The organism is Streptomyces sp. 891-h (assembly GCF_022760275.1).
Lineage (GTDB): Bacteria > Actinomycetota > Actinomycetes > Streptomycetales > Streptomycetaceae > Streptomyces > Streptomyces spirodelae.
The window spans coordinates 4,562,906-4,582,914 of sequence record NZ_CP050693.1 but is presented as its reverse complement, the minus strand read 5'-3'; the positions used below and the strand labels follow the sequence as shown (position 1 = coordinate 4,582,914).

Here is a 20,009-nt window from a genome sequence, read left to right as displayed (position 1 = left end):
CCGCTCGCCGCTCCGGGGCCCGCTTCCTCAGGCCCGCTCTCCAGGGGGAATTGACGCCAGGTCAGCCGTCCAGCTGCCCGATCGTGGCGATCGAGGGCCCGCGCTGCGTCTGCAGCGTGCGGGCGACCTCCTCCGCCTCACGCAGCACCCGCAGGGCGTTCGACCACGTCAGCTTCGCCAGGTCGGCCTCGGACCAGTTGCGGTCCAGCAGTTCGGCGACCAGGTGCGGGTAGCCGGAGACGTCCTCCAGCTGGGCGGGGGTGAAGGCGGTGCCGTCGTAGTCGCCGCCGATGCCGATGTGGTCGATGCCGGCGACCTCGCGCATGTGGTCGAGGTGGTCGGCGACCGTCGCGGCGTCCGGGACAGGGCGCGGGTTGGCCTTCTCGAACTCGCGCTGCACCTTGCGGCCCTCGTCGCTGAGGTCCAGGTGGTCCAGGCCGTGCGCACGCATGTTCGCGTCCGCGGCCCGGGTCCAGTCAACCGCCTCGGGAAGGATGAACTTCGGTACGAAGGTCGCCATCGCCACCCCGCCGTTGGCCGGGAGCTGGGCGAGCACGTCGTCGGGGATGTTGCGCGGGTGGTCGCACACGGCGCGCGCCGAGGAGTGCGAGAAGATCACGGGCGCCTCGGTGACCCGCAGCGCGTCCCGCATCGTCTCGGCCGCCACATGCGAGAGGTCCACCAGCATGCCGAGCCGGTTCATCTCGCGGACGACCTCCTCGCCGAAGCGGCTCAGCCCGCCCGCGCGCGGCTCGTCGGTGGCCGAGTCCGCCCAGTCCAGCGAGTTGTTGTGGGTGAGCGTCAGATAGCGCACCCCGAGCTGGTGGAGCGCGCGCAGCGCGGCCAGCGAGTTGTTGATGGAGTGCCCGCCCTCGGCGCCCATCAGCGAGGCGATACGGCGCTGGGCGTGTGCGGCCTCCACGTCCTGAGCCGTGAAGGCCAGCTGGAGGTCGTCGGGGTAGCGCGCGGCCAGCAGCCGAACGGCGTCGATCTGCTCCAGGGTGGCGCTCACCGCGTCGTCGCCGGTCAGCTCGCCGGGCACGTACACGGACCAGAACTGCGCGCCGACCCCGCCCGCGCGCAGCCGTGCCAGGTCGGTGTGGAGCTTCTCGCGCTGGTCGTCGGCGATGTCGAGCTTGTCGAGGTCGTAGCGCGCCTGCTCGCGCAGCGCCCACGGCAGGTCGTTGTGGCCGTCCACGACGGGGTGCTCGGTCAGCAGCGCCCGGGCGCGCTCCAGGCTGGGGCTGTCCGGGCGCCGCCCGGAACCGTCGGTGTGTGTCACCGGTTGCCTCCCGTCCGGCCGCCGAAGCCGAAGCCGGTCTCGCCCGCGGCCCTGGCACGCAGCCGCTTGCCCTTCTCGGTGGCCTGCGCGTTCAGCTCCTGCTGGAAGTCGCGCATCTTCTCGCGGAGTTCCTCGTCGTGCGCCGCGAGCATCCGAACGGCGAGCAGCCCGGCGTTGCGCGCGCCGCCGACCGAGACGGTTGCGACCGGGACACCGGCCGGCATCTGCACGATGGACAGCAGCGAATCCATGCCGTCCAGGTACTTCAGCGGCACCGGCACGCCGATGACGGGCAGCGGGGTCACCGAGGCCAGCATGCCCGGCAGATGTGCGGCGCCGCCCGCGCCCGCGATGATCGCTTTCAGCCCGCGGTCGGCGGCGTCCTCGCCGTAGGCGATCATCTCGCGGGGCATCCGGTGCGCGGAGACGACGTCGACCTCGTAGGCCACCTCGAACTCGTCCAGCGCCTTGGCCGCCTCCTCCATGACGGGCCAGTCCGAGTCGGACCCCATGACGATCCCCACGAGAGGGCTGGCTGTACTCATACGGCTCCTAGGCTGCTAGGTGGCGGATCCGGGCTCGATGTCGGTGCTGTGGGTCCCGTCGGCGCTGTGGGTCCCGTCGGTGCTGTGGGTCCCGTCGGCGCTGGGGGTCCCGTCGGCGCTGGGGGTCCCGCGCTCACTCCACGACGGTGCCGCGCAGGTAACCGGCGGCGTGCGCGGCGCGCTCCCGCAGATCGGCGAGGTCGTCCCCGTACACGTTGACGTGCCCCACCTTGCGGCCGGGCTTCACGCCCTTGCCGTACATATGGATCTTCAGCTGCGGGTCACGTGCCATGCAGTGCAGATACGGGGCGTACATGTCCGGGTAGTCGCCGCCCAGCACATTGGCCATCACGGTCCAGGGCGCACGGCAGCGCGGGTCGCCCAGCGGCAGGTCGAGGACGGCCCGCAGGTGGTTGACGAACTGCGAGGTGACGGCGCCGTCCTGGGTCCAGTGCCCGGAGTTGTGCGGCCGCATGGCCAGCTCGTTGACGAGCAGCCGGCCGTCCGCCGTCTCGAACATCTCGACGGCCAGGTGGCCCACGACGCCCAGCTCGTGCGCGATGCGCAGCGCGGTCTCCTGAGCGCGTACGGCGGCGCCCTCGGCCAGCCCGGGCGCCGGGGCGATCACCGTGTCGCAGACCCCGTCGACCTGGATGGACTCCACCACCGGGTAGGCCACGGCCTGCCCGTGCGGGGAGCGTACGACGTTCGCTGCCAGCTCCCGCGCGAAGTCGACCTTCTCCTCGGCGAGCACGGGGACGCCCGCCTTGAAGGGCTCGGCCGCTGCCGGGTCGCCGACGCCGCGCACCACCCATACGCCCTTGCCGTCGTAGCCGCCGCGCACCGTCTTGAGCACGACGGGGAAGCCGTCGCCCTCAGCCGCGTCCACGCCCTCCGCCGCGAACGCCGCCACGTCCTCGGGCGAGCTGACGATGCGGTTGCGCGGCGCGGGGATGCCGAGCTCGGTCAGGCGGGCGCGCATCACACCCTTGTCCTGCGCGTGGACGAGCGCGTCCGGACCGGGACGGACAGGGAAACCGTCCGCCTCCAGCGCGCGGAGGTGCTCGGTGGGGACGTGTTCGTGGTCGAAAGTGATCACGTCGCAGCCCTGGGCGAAGCGCCGCAGGGTGTCCAGATCTCGGTAGTCACCGACGACAACGTCGTTGACGACCTGCGCCGCGGAGTCCTGCGGCGTATCCGAGAGAAGCTTGAATCTGATGCCGAGCGGAATGCCCGCCTCGTGGGTCATACGAGCGAGCTGACCGCCACCGACCATGCCGACTACCGGGAATGTCACGGTTCCAGGGTACGGGGCGCAGCGGAGCGCCCCACCCGCCAGGTCCGCCCAGGGCCGCTCCCGCCACGCTCGGCACCGGTCGATCCCGGTGTGGACCTGTCTACAAGGGGGGCCGGAGCGGGCTGTGCGAAACGACGGGTGAAACAAGCCACCCTCGCGCTCGCCGCCCCTGGGCAACCGTGCCCGCCCCTGCTGCGTCAATCGACCTACAGAGCGAATGTCCGGCTGGTTAGCATGGGTCAGCCTTCGCCGCCGACCGAAACGGGGCTCAGTATCGCTATGGGTAACTGGCGCACGATGCGCCCGGGACTGGAACGGCTCGTGCGCGAACTGGCCAAGTTCGGCGCCGTCGGTGCGCTGGGCTTTCTGGTGAACGTCGCGATCTTCAACCTGTGCATCCACACGTTCCAGCTCGCCCCCATCCGCTCCGGGGTCATCTCGCAGGTCGTCGCGATCGGCACCAACTACCTGGGCAACCGCTACTGGACCTACCGGCACATCGACAAGAACCGGATCCACCGCGAGACGGTCCTCTTCTTCCTCTTCAGCGGCGTCGGCCTGGTGCTGGAGAACGGCATCCTCGCCCTCTCGCACTACGGCTTCGGCTACACCTCGACGCTCGCCGACAACATCGCCAAGAACGTCATCGGCCTCGCCATCGGCACCGCCTTCCGCTTCTGGGCGTACCGCAGCTGGGTCTTCAAGGTGACCGGCAAGCCCGCCGTGGAGCCGGCTCGGGCCTCGGCACCGGCCCCCGTCCCGGCCTCGGCCCCGGCACCCGCGCCGACGGGCTCAGCCGGCGGACCCCTCGACGTCGGCGGCCTCACGGCTGAGGAACAGCGCGAAGACCGGCGGGAGCTGCTGAAGTAGCTCCAGGCGCCCGCCGTCCGCCTCCGCGAGGTCGCGCGCGACGGCCAGCCCGAGCCCGGTGGAGTTGTGGCCGCTGACCGTCCGCTCGAAGACGCGGGAGCCCAGCGACTCGTCCACCCCGGGGCCCTCGTCCGTGACCTCGACCACCACCTGGTTGCCGGTGACCCGGGTACGCAGCGCGACCGTGCCGTCGCCGTGCATCAGCGAGTTCTCGATCAGCGTCGCCAGCACCTGCGCCACCGCGCCCGGGGTGCCCACGGCGCGCAGGCCGGTCTTGCCGGAGCGCACGAGGGCCCGGCCCGCGCTGCGGTAGGCGGGCTTCCACTCCTCGATCTGCTGTTTGACGACCTCGTCCAGGTCGAAGCTGACGGCTGAGCCGGTACGCGGGTCGCGGGAGTTGGTCAGCAGCCGCTGCACCACGTCGGTGAGCCGCTCGACCTGGGCGAGCGCGATGGTCGCCTCCTCCTTGACGACGGCCCGGTCCTCCGGCTCGTCCCCGTCGGCCATCGTGATGATCTCCTCCAGCCGCATGGAGAGGGCCGTCAGCGGGGTGCGCAGCTGGTGCGAGGCGTCGGCGGCCAGCCGCCGCTCGGCGGTGAGCATCCGGCCGATCCGGTCGGCGCTGGCGTCCAGTACGTCCGCGACCCGGTCCAGTTCAGGGACCCCGTAGCGGCGGTGCCGCGGGCGCGGGTCGCCGGAACCGAGGCGTTCGGCCGTCTCGGCCAGGTCGGTGAGCGGGGCCGCCACCCGGTGCGCCTGGCGTACGGCGAGCACCGCGGCGGAGATCACCGCGAGCAGCGCGACCGCGAGGATGATCAGCAGGGTGCGGCCGACCTCGGCGCGCACCTCGGACCTGGAGGCCTGGACGGTGACGTGCTCGCCGTGCGCACCGGTCTGCTCGGCCTCGACGACGTCGCCCGAGGGCCGCTCACCGACCTCGATGGGCGGCCGCCCCGGCAGCTCGATGCGGATGTAGCGGACGTAGCGGTCCTTGGAGGTGGTGACGCCGATGGACTCCTTGGTCACCCGCTCGCCGGCCACCAGTCGGCTCTCGACGGTGGAGACCAGGCGGACCGCCTCGGAGCGGACGTTCTCCTTGGTGCTGTTCTCGATCGTGCGCGATTCGACGATCACCAGCGAGATGCCGAAGACCGCCACGACCACGAGGACGACGGCGAGGATGGAGAGAATGAGCCGACGGCGCACGTGCTGGCTTCTTTCCTAGGGGCTCTGCGGAGGGAGGGGATACGCGCCCCGAAGGGGCGCGGGGACCTGCGCGACCGGCAACGACGAAGCCGCGGCCCGCACACTTCGGAAAGTGGCACCCCCTCACCGGCGCCGGCACGGCGGAAAGGCCTCAGCTCTTCTCGAAGCGGAAGCCCACGCCGCGCACAGTGGCGATGTAGCGAGGGTTGGCCGCGTCGTCGCCGAGCTTCTTCCGCAGCCAGGAGATGTGCATGTCCAGCGTCTTGGTCGACGACCACCAGGTGGTGTCCCACACCTCCCGCATCAGCTGGTCACGGGTGACGACCCGGCCCGCGTCCCGCACCAGCACCCGCAGCAGGTCGAACTCCTTGGCGGTCAGCTGCAGCTCCTCGTCGCCCATCCAGGCGCGGTGCGACTCGACGTCGATCCGCACCCCGTGGGTGGCCGGGGGCTGGGCCGGCTCGGCGGGCGTACCGCGGCGCAGCAGAGCGCGGACGCGCGCCAGCAGCTCGGCGAGCCGGAAGGGCTTGGTGACGTAGTCGTCGGCGCCCGCGTCGAGACCGACGACGGTGTCCACCTCGTCGGCGCGTGCGGTCAGGACGAGGACGGGGAAGGCGTGGCCCTCGTTGCGGAGTCTGCGGCACACCTCCAGGCCGTCCATGCCGGGCAGCCCCAGATCGAGCACGACCAGGTCGATGCCCTCGCGCAGCCCCGCGTCGAGCGCGGTGGGGCCGTCCTCGCGCACCTCGACCTCGTATCCCTCCCGGCGCAGGGCGCGGGCCAGCGGCTCCGAGATCGACGCGTCATCCTCGGCGAGCAGTACACGGGTCATGCACCGATGGTAGTCCGCGTGGCCGAGCGTAAGGGCCGTCCCGGTGCGCTCCGCTCCCGCACTGTCGATCTCCAGGTGAGATGGACACGACACCATCGAATGCACTGTCGGGTTGCATCGTTCACCTGTGATGTATCTCGCAACCTCTTCCCTGGGGCCGTGCGCGGTGACTTATGGTGAATGCACTTATGTAGTGAACGTCGAGGACTCCTGACGCCACAGCACCACGGCCGGGGGTCCTTTTCCGTGTACGGGTCCCGCCTGCGCGCAGCGCCGCTGGGCAGCGCGGCGCCCGCAGCGCAATGGCAAGGAACACCGATATGGCGCCCAGCCTGACGAAGGACGCCCCCGGCACAACCGGCGGCAGGACCTTCTTCGGCCACCCACGAGGACTGGCCACGCTCTTCATGACGGAGATGTGGGAGCGCTTCAGCTTCTACGGCCTCCGCGCTCTGCTCGTCGTCTACCTCGTGGCCGGCGGGCCCGACGCGGGTGAGGGCGGCGCGCACCAGGGCGGCGGCCTGGCCATGACCCTGGCCACGGCGACGGCGATCTACTCCGTCTACAACGCCATGGTCTATCTGCTGACCATGCCGGGCGGCTGGTTCGGCGACCGGCTCTGGGGCCCCCGCAAGACCGTCACCGTCGGCGCGGGCATCATCATGGTCGGCCACCTCACCCTGGCGATGCCGGGCGAGGCGTCGTTCTTCATCGGCCTCGCCTGTGTGGCCACCGGCTCCGGGCTGCTGAAGGCCAACATCTCCAAGATGGTCGGCGATCTGTACAACGGGCCCGACGACCCGCGCCGCGACGGCGGCTTCACGGTCTTCTACATGGGCATCAACGCCGGCTCGTTCCTCGCCCCGTTCGCCATCGGCACCGTCGGCCAGACCGTCAACTGGCACCTGGGCTTCGGCATGGCCGCCGTCGGTATGGGCCTGGGCCTGATCCAGTTCCTGGTCGGCTCCCGCCATCTGGACCCCAAGAGCAGCCAGGTGCCCGCGCCGCTGACGGCGCAGGAGAAGTCGGCCGTGCTGCGCAAGGCGCTGCTGTGGCTCATCGTCGCCGTCGTGTTCTACGGCGTCGTGGTCGCCACCGGCACCTTCACCCTCAACTGGGCGATGGTCCCGCTCACCATCCTGGGTCTGCTCATCCCGCTCGGCATGCTGGTGCGGATCAAGCGCGACAAGGACCTCACCCGGGCCGAGCAGGGCCGGATGACCGGGTACATCTGGTTCTTCGCCGCCGCGGCGATCTTCTGGATGATCTACGACCAGGGCGCCTCGACCGTGCAGGCGTTCGGTGACGCCAAGACCACCTCCCAGGTGCTGGGCTGGCACTTCCCCTCGACCTGGTTCCAGTCGATCAACCCGCTGTTCATCATCCTGCTCGCCCCGCTCTTCGCCTCCCTGTGGCTGGCCCTCAACCGGCGCGGCAAGGAGCCGACGACCACCGCGAAGTTCGCCTTCTCGCTGGTCGTGATGGGCCTGTCGTTCTTCGTCTTCGTCATCCCGATGGGCATGGCCTCCGGCGGGACGAAGGTGAGCCCGATGTGGCTGGTCCTCATCTTCCTGCTGCACACCGTCGCCGAGCTGTGCCTCTCGCCGGTGGGCCTGTCGGTGACCACCAAGCTGGCCCCCGCCAAGTACGCGAGCCAGCTGATGGGTGTCTGGTTCCTCGCCGTGACGGCCGGCGACAGCATCACGGGGCTGCTGTCCATCGGCGGCGTCGACCTCAGCACCACCGGGGTCGTCGCCATGGAGGCCACCCTCTCGGCACTGGCCGGCTTCGCGATCTACATGTACCGCCGGCAGATCACCGCGACGATGACCGAGGTGAAGTAAGAGAGCTCTCACCGCCGCGAGCTCTCTTGCCGCCGCGAACATAGTCGCGCCGCGAACGTGATCGCGCCGACGCGGCGGGACACCACCATGGCGAGGGTCCGGCGGAATCGACGACTGCGTCAGCCACGGCGGCTCGCTCACCGGGTCGACAACTGGCGGCTACGTCGCTGATTCCGCCGGACCCTCGCCGTCCCCCTTCTCGCCGTTGCGGCGGGAAGGAGGGCCGCGCTCGCGGCGGGAAGAGGGATCGCCCTCGCGGCGGGAAGAGGGATCGCCCTCGCGGCGGGAAGAGGGATCGCCCTCGCGGCGGGAAGAGGGATCGCCCTCGCGGCGGGAAGAGACCCGTACGACCAGGGCCATGCCCAGGCGGAAGACCGCCAGCGGGACCACCACGCACAGCAGTACCCAGAAGAGGGTCACCCCCCAGGGGCGGCCCACGTTCCACGGCTGCTCGGTCAGCACGCGCCGGCCGAGCTTGGCCGCGACGGTGTACTGACCGTGCGCGCCCGAGGCGAGCTCCACGGTCAGCTCCACCCGCGCCTTCTCGCCCGGATCGATCGTGCCGCGCCACTGCTGGCGCTCCCACTCGGGCGCGAGGACGCCGTGCGAGGCCCCGACCTCGAAGACCGGGTCCCGGGCGCGGTCGGCACCCAGGTTGCCGACCGTCAGCACCAGCTTCCGCTGCTGAGGGGCGCCGAACCAGTTGAGCAGCCCGCTGTCGCCCTCCAGCCGCGCCGCCAGGACGCTGAGCCGCCCGCCCGTACGCTTCTCGGGCAGCGGTTCCACCGGGTGGCCCGCGACCCGGAACGCCGCTTCGGCCGCCGCGAACGGGCCGGTCACCGTGGCGGCCCGGACGACGCACGGGCACGGCTTGGGCGGCTCGGCCACGGGGAGCTTCTTGCGGAAGCCGCCGTTGCCGTCCGTCGTGACGGCGCGCCCTTCCGCGTTGGCGCAGGCGTTGGTGCCGCCGATCGCGTTCTGGCCGCACATCAGCAGGGTGAGCAGGGTGTCGGGCCGCCATCCGGTGCCCCGGACCGTGACGGTCGCCCCGGCCCCGGCCTCGTTCCGGGAGAGCGTGACCTTCGGATGCGCCTTCGCGGCGGCCGGTACCGTCGTCGCGGCCGGTGCCTGCGGGAGTGCGGCCCCGGTGAGGGCGCAGGCCAGCAGGGCTGCCACCAGGCATACGGTGCGCCGGATACGCGTCGGGGTCTTCCTCACTTCGCGGCTCCCGCGGTCGGCACCGGGCGTCGGGTTCGGGGCTGTCGCGGGCCCGCGTCGGCGGCCGGGGCGCGGCGTCTGCGACGGACGTACCAGGCGACGCCGCCACCGGCGAGGACGAGGAGCACACCGAGGGTCCACTTCCAGGGCACGGCCGTGTAGGAGGCGGTGGCCGCGTCATGGGCTCCGGCTTCGGCCGTCACCGTGAGGCGGACATCCGCCACGTCCACCGCGGGCGGACGCGGCCACCGTTCGTGGCGGGTGACGCGCCGGCCCGGGAGCAGTTCCACGGGCAGGGCGCGGGCCGGTTGCCGTACCAGCGGGCCGAACAGCCCGTCGGCGTGTACGGCGAGCCGGGGCCGCAGCACGACGTTCCCCCGGTTGACCAGGGTGTAGCCGATCGTCGCCGCGCCGTCCCCGGCGTCCCGTACGGTGACGTCCTCCACGCTCAGTGCCGCCAGGGTCGGCCCGCTCACCCGCAGATACATCCGGACCCCCACCTTCCGCTCACCGTCGTCGACGACGAGCGCGGCGGGATGGTCTCCTGGCACGGCGCTGTCCGGGACGGTCACGCTCAGCGGCACCTCGGCCCGGGTACGCGGCGGCACCTCGACGGTCTTCCGGGCGAGCGCCGTCCAGGCCCCCGCTCCCCGGCTGTCGCCCTCCTTGCGTACGGCGAACCGACCGCCACCGGCGTTGTACGCGTCGGCTCCGCGCAGCCGGAAGGTGCGGGGCTCATCGCCCTTGTTGGTGAGCGCGAGGGAGTCGTGCAGCACGGTCCCCGGCTCGCCCTCCAGATAGAAGAACGAGCGCGCCTTTGTGCCGTCCGCGCCGGGCCGGGTGCGGGCGGGCGGAGCGGGCGCCGCCGTCCAGTCCGGGTGCGCCTCGGCGAGACTTCTGACCGCCTCGGCGGGCCTCCCGGACACCGCGCCCGCGCGGCCGAAGCCGCCCGGCAGGCAGCAGACGAGCACACCGAGCACCAAGAGGGCACGGACGTGAGGGAGAGCCTTACGGCCCGCCACGGGCTAGTGCCGGACCGCGGCCCTGCGCCGCGTCACCCACAGTGTTCCGCCGATTCCCGCCAGCAGCACCGTGCCGCCGAGGGTGCCGAGGGCCACAGCGGAGTCGGTGGGACCGGTCTTGGGCAGCTGTCCGCCGCCGCTGGGCGACGTCTGGCTGCCGCTCGCCGCGCCGCCGGAGGTGCCGCCGCCGCTGGCCGCGCCGCCCGAGGTATCGCCGCCCGAACCCCCGCTGCCGCCCGAACCGCCGCTGCTGCCCGCGGCCTTCACGTCCAGGGTGAGGGAGGGCTTGGGGTTGTTCTTCGGGTTGCAGGTGGTGGTCGTGCCCAGCGCCTTGATGGTCAGGGTGCTTGCGGTGAAGGTGACCTTGCCGCTCTTCTTCGGCGTGTAGGTCCCGCTCAAGTCGGGGATCTTGATCGGGGTGTTGGCCGGAATGGCCTTGTCGTTGGCGGGGCCGCTCACCGGGACGTCACCGGTCTCGGCGCCGCCGAGCTTGATCTTGGCGCTGGGCTTCATGGCGCCCTTGCCCAGCTCCACGGGGCTGGAGGAGACGCCCTTCTCGAAGGACATCGTGAGCTTGTAACCGCTGCCGCTCTCGGTGGCCTTGATGTCGATGGGCGAGACGGCGCTCTTGTCCCCGATCGGGGTCTTGCACTGGTAGTCGACGTCGACCGTGGTGGCGCTCGCGGTGGGAGCCGACAGCAGTACGGACGAGCCGGCGAGGGCTGTTGCCGCCACCGTGGCGGCGGCCGTGCGGATACGGGGTTTCTCGCTGTGGCGTTTCGTACTGTGGCGTTTCGTACTGTGGCGCTGCTTGCTGTGGGACACGGGGGTTCCCCCTTCATCCGGACGCGCAAGTTACTGACGACACATCAGATTCGCGCCGACAGTAGCCCCAGCCCCTTGGAGAGGGAAGAGCCCCCGCACCGTGAGTACGGGGTCGCCCCTCCCTCGCAAGCGACCCCGTGGAAGGCTCAGCGCCGATGGCTCGGTGTCGAAGGCGTCAGTGCGGAGCGGCCAGCTCCGCCCACACCGTCTTGCCCGGACCCTCTGGATTCCGTACGACGCCCCAGTCCAGGCAGAGCCGCTGGACGATGAACATCCCGTGCCCGCCCGGCCGTCCGGCCCGGTGCGGGGTACGCGGCGACGGGGAACCCGCGCCCAGGTCGACGATCTCCAGACGCAGCACCTTCGCGTTGGCTCCGACCCGCAGCTCCTCGGGGCCGTTGGCGTGCAGACACGCGTTGGTGACCAACTCCGATACGACGAGCAGCACGTCCTCGGCGGCCGCGCGCTGGTCGGCCGTGGCGGCGGGCAGCCAGCCCCAGTCCTGGAGGGCCCGGCGGGTGAAGTCCCGAGCACGTGGCACGGCGCCGCTGGCGCCGACCAGCCGCAGCCTGCGGACCTGCCGCATCGGCTGCCCGCCCTGGCGTGCGGCTCCCCCGGCGGCAGAGGCCGCACTCTCGGCGGCGGTCCCCATGGCGCCACTCCCCCCTTCGGATCCGGGTGCCGGCGTGGAAGCGCTCCCGGAAGCGTCGGCCTGACCGGGAGCGCCCTCGGAACCGGAGATCCCGAGGGTCGGCCCACGCCCCGTGTCCGTATCGGCACGCACCCGCGCGTCGGCACCACCGGCCGCGCCGCACCCCGGGCCCGCGGTCGCCGGAGTGCCCTCGGGCTCCGGACCGCGGTCGCCCGCCGGTTGCGGCCGGGTGGTGCTCATCAGTGGTTCACCTCACCGATCACCGGATACGTTCGCCGTCCCGCGCCGCCCCGTACCGTGCGGAACCTTGACGCGCTGTACACGAATGTCTGACAGATTCGAAGGACTCCTGCCCGGACGCACCGTGAGAACACTTACGGATTCAGCCGGACCTGTGTGATGCGCGTAACGCCCTGATTACGCGTCGGGCCTGTGTTCCGGGCCCGAGGGGTGCTCCAGCGCCGATCCGAGATCGTCGTGCACGGTGAAGACCGCGCTCGCACCGGTGATCTCGAAGACGCGCGCCACTACGGGGAGCATCCCCGCCAGATGGACGCCGCCGCCGGCCTCCTCCGCCTTCAGGCGGGCGCCGAGCAGCACGTTCAACCCCGTCGAGTCGCAGAACTCGAGCCGCGAGCAGTCCACGACGAGGCGGCTGTAGCCTTCCTCGACGCTGCGCTCCAGCGGCTCGCGCAACAGCTCCGCGGTGTGGTGATCGAGCTCACCCTCGGGGGTCACGACGGCACTGATTCCCTCGTGCCGCACCTCGACCGTCAGCCGGCCCTGGCTCGTGCTGCCGGGCATCCCGCGGTCCATGCACACCCCTTCTGTTTCGCGTGAGGGCCTTCACTGCTTCCCCCGTCGAGCGGTTCGCAACCCTACGCCTTCGGCGGCCTCACCGGTAGCCGAACATTGGACAGATTGGTCACAAAAGGACAAAGGGAGCTTGCTCTTGCTGTGCAGGAGCAGGTAGGTCTAGTAGGGATACCGAACCAACGTCGGCTCTGGAGGCGCCGCACCCCGTAGTGCACGTCACGGCTTCGGCAGCCATATGCCGAGAAAACCATGGAGGACAGCCATGTCACCCCGGCTCGACAACGGGATATCCGACCCCGCGCATACGCAGGTCGCGACCGTTCCCGCCGTTCCGGAGCAACACAGCACGGACCGGCTGCCGGATTCCCAGTCCCTGACCCCCGAAACCCTCACCGATCCGGCGAGCGCCGAGCAGATCGCGGAGGCGGTGGAAGCCGACCTCTTCGACCAGCTCCAGCTGCCTGAGATCCCACCCTATGACGAGGTCGGTCCGCTGGACGCGCGGGCCCTGTCCAAGACGCTGTTCGAGCGGCTGGAGAACCTCGAAGAGGGCACCCACGAATACGCGTACGTCCGCAACACCCTGGTAGAGCTCAACCTCGCCCTGGTGAAGTTCGCGGCCTCCCGGTTCCGCTCGCGCAGCGAGCCCATGGAGGACATCGTCCAGGTCGGCACCATCGGCCTCATCAAGGCGATCGACCGCTTCGAGCTGAACCGCGGCGTCGAGTTCCCCACCTTCGCGATGCCGACCATCGTCGGCGAGATCAAACGCTTCTTCCGCGACACGTCCTGGTCCGTGCGGGTACCCCGGCGCCTCCAGGAACTGCGGCTCGACCTGGCCAAGGCAGGCGACGAACTCGCCCAGAAGCTGGACCGGGCGCCGACCCCCGAGGAGTTGGCCAAGCGGCTGAACATCTCCAGCGAGGAAGTCATCGAGGGCATGGCGGCGAGCAACGCCTACACCGCCAGCTCGCTGGACGCGCAGCCCGAGGAGGACGACACCGAGGGGGCGCTGGCCGACCGCATCGGCTACGAGGACCACGGACTCGAAGGCATCGAGTACGTCGAGTCGTTGAAGCCGCTGATAGCCGAACTCCCCCCGCGGGACCGCAGAATCCTCTCGCTGCGCTTCGTGGCGAACATGACCCAGTCGGAGATCGGTGAGGAGCTCGGCATCTCGCAGATGCATGTCTCCCGCCTCCTCTCCCGCACCCTGGGCAAGCTCCGCAAGGGGCTGATGATCGAGGAGTGACGCGGGGTGCCGCCCAGTGTGGTGCGGCGACTCCGCGTGCCGAGGGCCCGGCCGGACAACGACAGTCCGGCCGGGCCCTCGGTCTGTCCGGGCCGTCCGTGGCGGTGGGCCGCACGCGTCCGGCCCACCGCCGACTACCGCCCCGGGTCGACCCCCGTAAGCGCACTCCACCCCTGGTTCGAGATCCGAGTTGGAACCTGCACGGGATTCGCCGCGGCCCGCGGCTGCCTACCGTCCTGAGGGCAGGAAGAGCTTCTGACAGTCCGGGGGACGACATGGTGCACATCTGCCCGCAGGAGGCCGTCGACCACGGCCCTGCCCTGTTCGCCCGCATCCAGAGCTTCATCTGGGAACACCTGGGCGACCCCGGGCTGAGCCCCGACGCCGTCGCCGCCGCCCACTACATCTCCACCCGCAGTCTGCACCGGCTCTTCCGGAGTCAGGGCTGCACCGTCAGCTCCTGGATCCGCCGCCAGCGGCTGAACCGCGCCCGTCGCGATCTGGCCGACCCGCGGCTCGGCGACCGCACCATCCAGTCCATCGCCGCCACTTGGGGCTTCCCCCGCGCCGCCGACTTCACCCGCACCTTCCGTGCGGCCTACGGCATCACCCCTCAGGACTTCCGCACCGAAGCACTCAGCCACTCCCGGAGCCCTCACACCTCGCGTACGCCGCGCTGCCAGACCTCCGCCACCAGGGGGACGCCCGGGCGGTAGGAGAGGTGGACGTGGGAGGGGGCGTCCAGGAGGGTGAGGTCGGCGCGGGAGCCGGTCGTCAGCCGGCCGATGTCGGTACGGCGCAGCGCCTGGGCGCCGCCCGCCGTCGCGGACCACAGCGCCTCGTCCGGCGTCATCCCCATCTCCCGTACGGCGACGGCGATGCAGAACGGCATCGAGGAGGTGTACGAGGACCCCGGGTTGCAGTCGGTGGACAGTGCCACCGTGACGCCCGCCTCCAGGAGGCGGCGGGCGTTGGGGTAGACGGCGCGCGTGGAGAACTCGCAGCCGGGCAGCAGGGTGGCCACTGTGGCGCTGTTCGCCAGTGCGTCGATGTCCGCGTCCGTGAGATGCGTGCAGTGGTCGGCCGAGGCCGCGCCGACCTCCACCGCCAGTCGGACACCGGGGCCGTGGGTGAGCTGGTTGGCGTGGACCCGCGGGGTGAGGCCCTTGGCCTTGCCCGCGGTGAGGATGGCGCGCGACTGGTCCTCGTCGAAGGCGCCCTCCTCGCAGAAGACATCGACCCAGCGGGCGTACGGGGCGCACGCGTCCAGCATCTCGCCCGCGACCAGCGCGGTGTACTCGTCGGGGTCCTCCGCGTACTCGGGCGGGACGACATGGGCGCCGAGGTAGGTGATCTCCTCCACGCCCGACGCGGCGGCCACCCGGAGCGCGCGAGCCTCGTGCTCGGGCGAGAGCCCGTACCCCGACTTGGTCTCCACGGTGGTGGTGCCCTGCGCCAGCATCTCGCGCAGGTGGCCCTTCAGCGTGGCCGCCAGTTGCGCGTCCCCGGCCTCGCGGGTGGCGCGAACGGTGGTGCGGATGCCGCCCGCCGTATAGGCGCGTCCGGACATCCGGGCGTTGAACTCCTGGGTGCGGTCGCCCGCGTAGAGCAGGTGGGAGTGGCTGTCGACGAACCCGGGGATCGCGGCCCTGCCGCCCGCGTCGTACGTCTCGTCGGCCGCCGGCGCCCTGTCCGTCGGACCCACCCATGCCACCTTGCCGTCCTCGATGACCAGGGCGGCGTTCTCGATGATGCCCAGCGGGCCGCCGTCGCCCTGGGCCGGGTCGTTGGTGACGAGGGTGGCGAGGTTGGTGAGGGAGAGGGTCCGGGGCATGGGTGGGGTGTCCTCGGGTCGGGGGTCGGGTGTCAGGGGCGGAGCGCTGCGATCGACTCCGTGAGGGCCTTGGGTACGGAGTCCAGGAGGGTGTGGGAGCCGTCCCGCACCACATGCCGCCCGGCCACCACCGTGTGGCGGACGTCGGCTGCGGTGGCGGCGAACACGGCCGTCTCGGCGCCCAGTCGCACCACGGGCCCGGCCGTACGTACCGAGTCCAGCGCGACGGTCACGAAGTCGGCCAGCGCCCCCGTCTCCAGGCGGCTCGCCTCGGGCCAGCCGAGCGCCGCGTGCCCGCCCTCGGTGGCGGCACGCAGCAGCTGTCCGGCGGTCCAGTGCCCCCGCGTACGGCTGGCGAGCCGCTCGTTGAGCTCCAGGGCGCGGGCCTCCTCGAACAGGTCGATGACGGCGTGGCTGTCGCTGCCCAGCGAGAGCCCGGCACCGGCGCCGTCGAGCGCGGGCGCCGGTCCGATGCCGTCGGCCAGGTCGCGTTCCGTGGTCGGGCACATGCACACGCCCGTGCCGGAGCCGCCCACCGTACGGATGTCGTCCGCCGTCAGATGGGTGGCGTGTACGGCGGTGGTATGCGGGCCGAGTACGCCGTGCTCGGCCAGCAGCGCGGTAGGCGTCAGCCCGTGCACGCTCTCGCACGCCTCGTTCTCCGCGTTCTGCTCGGACAGGTGGACGTGCAGCGGCGCCTTGCGCTGTTCGGCCCACTCGGCGACGGTGTGCAACTCCCGTGCGGGCACGGCCCGTACGGAGTGCACGGCGGCGCCGACCCGCGCGTGGTCGCCGTCCGGGCTGAAGGCGTCGGCACGTTCGGCCCACGCCTCGGCGCTGCCGTCGCTGAAGCGCAACTGCGGCCGGGTGGGCGGCTCACCGCGGCCCTTCGGTCCGATGCCGGAGGCGAGGTAGGCGGTGTCCAGCAGGGTGATACGGATGCCCGCGTCAGCCGCGGCCGCGACCAGCGCGTGGCTCATCGCGTTGGGGTCGTCGTAGCGTTCGCCGCCCGGAGCGTGGTGCAGATAGTGGAACTCGCCCACACAGGTGATCCCGGCCAGCGCCATCTCCGCGTACACCGCGCGGGCCAGCGCGTAGTAGCTGTCCGGGGTGAGCAGCGACGCCGTCCGGTACATGGTGTCGCGCCACGTCCAGAAGGTGCCCGAGCCGACCTGGACGGTGCCGCGCAGCGCCCGGTGGAAGGCGTGCGAGTGGGCGTTGGCCAGCCCGGGCAGCGTCAGCCCGCGCAGCGTGACGGCGCCGGGCGGCGGGGTCTGGACGCCGGTACGGATGGCGCCGAGCCGGCCCTGCGCGGTCACCTCCAGGACGACGTGCTGTTCGACGGTGCCGTTGAGCCACGCGTTCTCGCACCAGTAGACCTTCTCGGCCGGTGCGCCGCCGGGCTCCGGGCCTGTCGCGTTGGGGTTCGTCCTGGTCCTCGTGGTCACACCAGACCCTCCAGTACGTCGGCGAGCGCGCTGACGCCCGCCACACAGTCGTCCTCCTCGGCGAACTCGGCGGGCGAGTGCGAGACACCGGTGGGGTTGCGGACATACAGCATGGCCGTGGGCACCGAAGCGGACAAAATACCCGCGTCGTGTCCCGCGCCGGTGGGCAGCACCGGCACGTCGCCGCCCAGCAGCCCGACCAGCCGGTCCCGCAGTACGTGGTCGAACTCCACGAGCGGCGTCCGGGACTCCCGCGTCACCTCGACCGCCACCCCGTCACGCCCGCCGCGCTCCCCCGCCGCGCGCTCGATCTCGGCGACCACGGCCGCCAGCGTCTCCGCGTCCGGAGCCCGCGAGTCGAGCCACCCGCTGACCTTGGAGGGCACGGCATTCACCCCGTTCGGCTCCACCGCCACCTTGCCGAAGGTCGCCAGCGCGCCCGCCAGCCGCGCCTTCTTGCGAGCGGCCAGCACCGTGTTGGCGTAGGTGAGCATCGGGTCCCTGCGGTCCTCCAGCCGGGTGGTGCCCGCGTGGTTGGCCTCGCCCCGGAAGTCGAACCGCCAGCGCCCGTGCGGCCAGATCGCCGAGGCGACCGCGACCGGGTGCGGCGTCTCCGCGAGTGCGCGGCCCTGCTCGATGTGGAGCTCCACGAACGCGCCGATGCGGGCGAGGCGCTCCGGGTCGGGGCCGAGCGCCTCGGGGCTGTACCCCGCCGCCTCCATCGCCTGCGGCAGCGTCACCCCGTCGGCGTCCCGCAGCGCGTGGGCGCCCTCCCGGGTGAGGGTGCCGGTCAGCAGCCGCGAGCCCACACAGGCGAGCCCGAAGCGGGCGCCCTCCTCGTCGGCGAAGTTGACGATCGCGAAGGGGCGGGTGAACTCGGTGCCCCGGCTGCGGAGTTCGTCGTAGGCGGCGAGCGCCGAGATGACGCCGAGGGGGCCGTCGAAGGCGCCGCCCTCGGGGACGGAGTCGAGATGGGAGCCGGTCACCAGTGCGTCCCCGGCGTCCTTGTCGCCGGCCCACGCCCATTGGTTGCCGTTCTGGTCGGCCTCGTACGCCAGCCCGCGGCTCTCCGCCTGGTGCCGGAACCACTCCCGGCACTCCATGTCGGGCCCCGACCACGCGTACCGACGGTAACCACCGCCGGGTGCCTTGCCGAGGGGGAGGAGCTCTTTCCACATGGCGTGGAAGGACGGGCTCGGGAAGCCCTCAGGCATGTTGCTCTCCCTCCCGCATCGGGATGCGGACTCCGCGGTCGGCGGCGACCGCCTCCGCCTCGGGGTACCCCGCGTCCACGTGCCGGATCACTCCGGTGCCCGGGTCGTTGGTGAGGACCCGCAGCAGCTTCTCGCCCGCGAGCGGCGTCCCGTCGGCGACCGTGACCTGCCCCGCGTGCAGGGAGCGCCCCATGCCGACCCCTCCGCCGTGGTGGAGGGAGACCCAGGACGCGCCGGAGGCCACGTTGAGCATGGCATTCAGCAGCGGCCAGTCCGCGATGGCGTCGGAGCCGTCGCGCATGGCCTCCGTCTCGCGGTAGGGCGAGGCGACGGACCCGCAGTCGAGGTGGTCGCGGCCCAGCACCAGCGGGGCGGCGAGCTCGCCGGAGGCCACCATGTCGTTGAAGCGTTCACCGGCCGCGGCCCGCTCCCCGTAGCCGAGCCAGCAGATACGTGCGGGCAGGCCCTGGTAGTGCACGCGTTCACCGGCGAGTTTCAGCCAGCGCGCCAGCGACTCGTTCTCGGGGAACAGGTCCAGCAGGGCGCGGTCGGTCGCGGCGATGTCGGCGGGGTCGCCGGACAGCGCCGCCCAGCGGAAGGGTCCCTTGCCCTCGCAGAAGAGGGGGCGGATGTAGGCGGGGACGAAGCCGGGGAAGTCGAACGCACGCGCGTACCCGGCGAGCTGTGCTTCGCCGCGGATGGAGTTGCCGTAGTCGAAGACCTCGGCTCCGGCGTCCTGGAAGCCGACCATGGCCTCGACGTGCGCGGCCATCGACTCGCGGGCCCGCCGGGTGAAGTCGGCGGGCTTCTCGGCGGCGTAGGCGGCCATGTCCGCGAAGTCGACACCGGCGGGCAGGTAAGAGAGCGGGTCGTGGGCCGAGGTCTGGTCGGTGACGATGTCGATGGGCGCGCCCTCGGCGAGCAGCCGGGGCAGCACCTCGGCGGCGTTGCCGAGCAGTCCGATGGACAGCGGGCGGCGCGCGTCCCGGGCCTCGACGGCGAGCCGCAGCGCCTCGGCGGTGTTCTCGGCCCGTACGTCCAGATAGCCGTGTTCGATACGGCGTGCGATACGCGAGGGGTCGCATTCGACGACGATGGCGACGCCGTCGTTCATGGTGACGGCGAGCGGCTGGGCACCGCCCATCCCGCCGAGGCCGGCGGTGAGGGTGATGGTTCCGGCGAGGGAACCGCCGCTGTGCTTGTTCTGAGAAGCGAGCTTCGCGGCGACCGCCGCGAACGTCTCGTAGGTGCCCTGGAGGATGCCCTGGGTGCCGATGTAGATCCACGAACCGGCGGTCATCTGGCCGTACATGGTCAGGCCGAGTTGCTCCAGGCGCCGGAACTCCTCCCAGTTGGCCCAGTCGCCGACCAGGTTGGAGTTGGCGATCAGCACGCGCGGGGCCCACTCGTGGGTGGTCATCACTCCGACGGGGCGGCCGGACTGGACGAGCATCGTCTCGTCGCCGCGCAGGGTGCGCAGGGTGCGGACCATCGCGTCGAACGACGCCCAGTCGCGGGCCGCCTTTCCGGTGCCGCCGTAGACGACGAGCTTGTCGGGGTGCTCGGCGACCTCGGGGTCGAGGTTGTTCTGCAGCATCCGCAGCGCGGCCTCCTGCTGCCATCCGAGCGCGCTCAGCTCGCTGCCGCGCGGTGCCCTGACCGGGCGCGGTCCTGCGGTGCTGGTCATATGGCCCTGCCTCCTCGACTCGTGCCGCACGCGTACGCCGGTGGCGGAATGCGCCGGTGGCGGCGGATGTGCGCCGGTGGCGGCGTACGCGCGCGGATGGGGGTCGCGTAACGGATCTATTCACTAACCATACGCGCTGAATAGTTCTAGTCAACGGGGGCTTCC

Annotated in this window: 18 protein-coding genes; 4 read left to right on the top strand and 14 right to left on the bottom strand. The window is 71.6% G+C overall.

Annotated elements, in window-relative coordinates; genetic code table 11:
* Window positions 1-61 precede the first annotated feature (61 nt).
* From HC362_RS20160 to HC362_RS20150, 3 genes are all read right to left on the bottom strand, one after another.
* Window positions 62-1,282: a dipeptidase gene (locus HC362_RS20160; RefSeq protein ID WP_243085431.1), complete on the bottom strand. Its 1,221-nt coding sequence runs from the start codon at window positions 1,280-1,282 to the stop codon at window positions 62-64.
* The gene (gene purE / locus HC362_RS20155; protein ID WP_243085430.1) at window positions 1,279-1,827 is read right to left on the bottom strand and encodes a 5-(carboxyamino)imidazole ribonucleotide mutase; all 549 of its coding nucleotides are present in this window, start codon (window positions 1,825-1,827) and stop codon (window positions 1,279-1,281) included. The genes HC362_RS20160 and purE overlap by 4 nt, the downstream gene beginning before the upstream one ends.
* Before the next feature lie 133 nt (window positions 1,828-1,960).
* On the bottom strand, window positions 1,961-3,166 hold the full coding sequence (locus tag HC362_RS20150) for a 5-(carboxyamino)imidazole ribonucleotide synthase (protein ID WP_279240181.1): 1,206 nt from the start codon (window positions 3,164-3,166) through the stop codon (window positions 1,961-1,963).
* A gap of 237 nt (window positions 3,167-3,403) precedes the next feature.
* Here HC362_RS20150 and HC362_RS20145 point away from each other — a divergent pair, with 237 nt between their 5' ends.
* Window positions 3,404-3,994, top strand: coding sequence for a GtrA family protein (locus tag HC362_RS20145; protein WP_243085429.1), 591 nt, complete (start codon window positions 3,404-3,406; stop codon window positions 3,992-3,994).
* On the opposite strand, the gene HC362_RS20140 is transcribed toward HC362_RS20145, so the two are convergent.
* Window positions 3,917-5,200: an ATP-binding protein gene (locus HC362_RS20140; protein WP_243085428.1), complete on the bottom strand. Its 1,284-nt coding sequence runs from the start codon at window positions 5,198-5,200 to the stop codon at window positions 3,917-3,919. The two genes, HC362_RS20145 and HC362_RS20140, sit on opposite strands and share 78 nt — an antisense overlap.
* A 151-nt stretch (window positions 5,201-5,351) precedes the next feature.
* Entirely contained in the window at window positions 5,352-6,032 is a 681-nt protein-coding gene (locus HC362_RS20135) for a response regulator transcription factor (RefSeq protein WP_243085427.1), read from the bottom strand.
* A gap of 320 nt (window positions 6,033-6,352) precedes the next feature.
* Here HC362_RS20135 and HC362_RS20130 point away from each other — a divergent pair, with 320 nt between their 5' ends.
* Complete coding sequence (locus HC362_RS20130) at window positions 6,353-7,876, top strand: oligopeptide:H+ symporter (protein WP_243085426.1); 1,524 nt, start codon at window positions 6,353-6,355, stop codon at window positions 7,874-7,876.
* Between the two features lie 159 nt (window positions 7,877-8,035).
* Here HC362_RS20130 and HC362_RS20125 read toward each other — a convergent pair whose 3' ends face one another.
* From HC362_RS20125 to HC362_RS20105, 5 genes are all read right to left on the bottom strand, one after another.
* The gene (locus HC362_RS20125) at window positions 8,036-9,040 is read right to left on the bottom strand and encodes a neocarzinostatin apoprotein domain-containing protein (protein ID WP_243088720.1); all 1,005 of its coding nucleotides are present in this window, start codon (window positions 9,038-9,040) and stop codon (window positions 8,036-8,038) included.
* A gap of 50 nt (window positions 9,041-9,090) precedes the next feature.
* Window positions 9,091-10,074 carry a DUF916 domain-containing protein gene (locus HC362_RS20120; protein ID WP_243088719.1) on the bottom strand — a complete coding sequence of 328 codons (984 nt, stop codon included), beginning with the start codon at window positions 10,072-10,074 and terminating at the stop codon, window positions 9,091-9,093.
* Between the two features lie 45 nt (window positions 10,075-10,119).
* Window positions 10,120-10,872 (bottom strand): LPXTG cell wall anchor domain-containing protein, encoded by a 753-nt coding sequence (locus HC362_RS20115; protein WP_243088718.1) that lies wholly within the window; start codon window positions 10,870-10,872, stop codon window positions 10,120-10,122.
* Between the two features lie 244 nt (window positions 10,873-11,116).
* Window positions 11,117-11,593 carry an ATP-binding protein gene (locus HC362_RS20110; RefSeq protein WP_209268133.1) on the bottom strand — a complete coding sequence of 159 codons (477 nt, stop codon included), beginning with the start codon at window positions 11,591-11,593 and terminating at the stop codon, window positions 11,117-11,119.
* A gap of 417 nt (window positions 11,594-12,010) precedes the next feature.
* On the bottom strand, window positions 12,011-12,409 hold the full coding sequence (locus HC362_RS20105; RefSeq protein ID WP_243085425.1) for an STAS domain-containing protein: 399 nt from the start codon (window positions 12,407-12,409) through the stop codon (window positions 12,011-12,013).
* Window positions 12,410-12,671: 262 nt separating this feature from the next.
* On the opposite strand from HC362_RS20105, the gene HC362_RS20100 reads away from it, so the two are divergent.
* Window positions 12,672-13,661, top strand: coding sequence for an RNA polymerase sigma factor SigF (locus HC362_RS20100; RefSeq protein WP_209268131.1), 990 nt, complete (start codon window positions 12,672-12,674; stop codon window positions 13,659-13,661).
* Between the two features lie 275 nt (window positions 13,662-13,936).
* A complete protein-coding gene (locus HC362_RS20095) occupies window positions 13,937-14,377 on the top strand; it encodes a helix-turn-helix domain-containing protein (RefSeq protein ID WP_243085424.1) in 441 nt (146 codons plus the stop codon).
* Here HC362_RS20095 and hutI read toward each other — a convergent pair.
* Genes hutI through hutU form a run of 4 tightly spaced genes read right to left on the bottom strand, consistent with a single transcriptional unit; the run spans window position 14,317 to window position 19,844 of the window.
* Entirely contained in the window at window positions 14,317-15,495 is a 1,179-nt protein-coding gene (gene hutI, locus HC362_RS20090) for an imidazolonepropionase (RefSeq protein ID WP_243085423.1), read from the bottom strand. The genes HC362_RS20095 and hutI overlap by 61 nt on opposite strands.
* Before the next feature lie 32 nt (window positions 15,496-15,527).
* Window positions 15,528-16,943 carry a formimidoylglutamate deiminase gene (locus HC362_RS20085; RefSeq protein ID WP_243085422.1) on the bottom strand — a complete coding sequence of 472 codons (1,416 nt, stop codon included), beginning with the start codon at window positions 16,941-16,943 and terminating at the stop codon, window positions 15,528-15,530.
* Window positions 16,940-18,157, bottom strand: coding sequence for an allantoate amidohydrolase (locus HC362_RS20080; protein WP_243085421.1), 1,218 nt, complete (start codon window positions 18,155-18,157; stop codon window positions 16,940-16,942). Before HC362_RS20080 ends, HC362_RS20085 begins: the two co-directional genes overlap by 4 nt.
* On the bottom strand, window positions 18,150-19,844 hold the full coding sequence (gene hutU, locus HC362_RS20075; protein ID WP_243085420.1) for a urocanate hydratase: 1,695 nt from the start codon (window positions 19,842-19,844) through the stop codon (window positions 18,150-18,152). Before hutU ends, HC362_RS20080 begins: the two co-directional genes overlap by 8 nt.
* Window positions 19,845-20,009 lie beyond the last annotated feature (165 nt).

Bases quoted from the DNA above. Each gene is read 5' to 3' on its own strand.
- HC362_RS20135 (WP_243085427.1), bottom strand. From the start codon at position 6,032: ATGACCCGTGTACTGCTCGCCGAGGATGACGCGTCGATCTCGGAGCCG.
- purE (WP_243085430.1), bottom strand. From the start codon at position 1,827: ATGAGTACAGCCAGCCCTCTCGTGGGGATCGTCATGGGGTCCGACTCG.
- hutU (WP_243085420.1), bottom strand. From the start codon at position 19,844: ATGACCAGCACCGCAGGACCGCGCCCGGTCAGGGCACCGCGCGGCAGC.
- HC362_RS20105 (WP_243085425.1), bottom strand. From the start codon at position 12,409: ATGGACCGCGGGATGCCCGGCAGCACGAGCCAGGGCCGGCTGACGGTC.
- HC362_RS20100 (WP_209268131.1), top strand. From the start codon at position 12,672: ATGTCACCCCGGCTCGACAACGGGATATCCGACCCCGCGCATACGCAG.
- HC362_RS20080 (WP_243085421.1), bottom strand. From the start codon at position 18,157: ATGCCTGAGGGCTTCCCGAGCCCGTCCTTCCACGCCATGTGGAAAGAG.
- hutI (WP_243085423.1), bottom strand. From the start codon at position 15,495: ATGCCCCGGACCCTCTCCCTCACCAACCTCGCCACCCTCGTCACCAAC.
- HC362_RS20130 (WP_243085426.1), top strand. From the start codon at position 6,353: ATGGCGCCCAGCCTGACGAAGGACGCCCCCGGCACAACCGGCGGCAGG.
- HC362_RS20110 (WP_209268133.1), bottom strand. From the start codon at position 11,593: ATGGGGACCGCCGCCGAGAGTGCGGCCTCTGCCGCCGGGGGAGCCGCA.
- HC362_RS20095 (WP_243085424.1), top strand. From the start codon at position 13,937: ATGGTGCACATCTGCCCGCAGGAGGCCGTCGACCACGGCCCTGCCCTG.
- HC362_RS20145 (WP_243085429.1), top strand. From the start codon at position 3,404: ATGGGTAACTGGCGCACGATGCGCCCGGGACTGGAACGGCTCGTGCGC.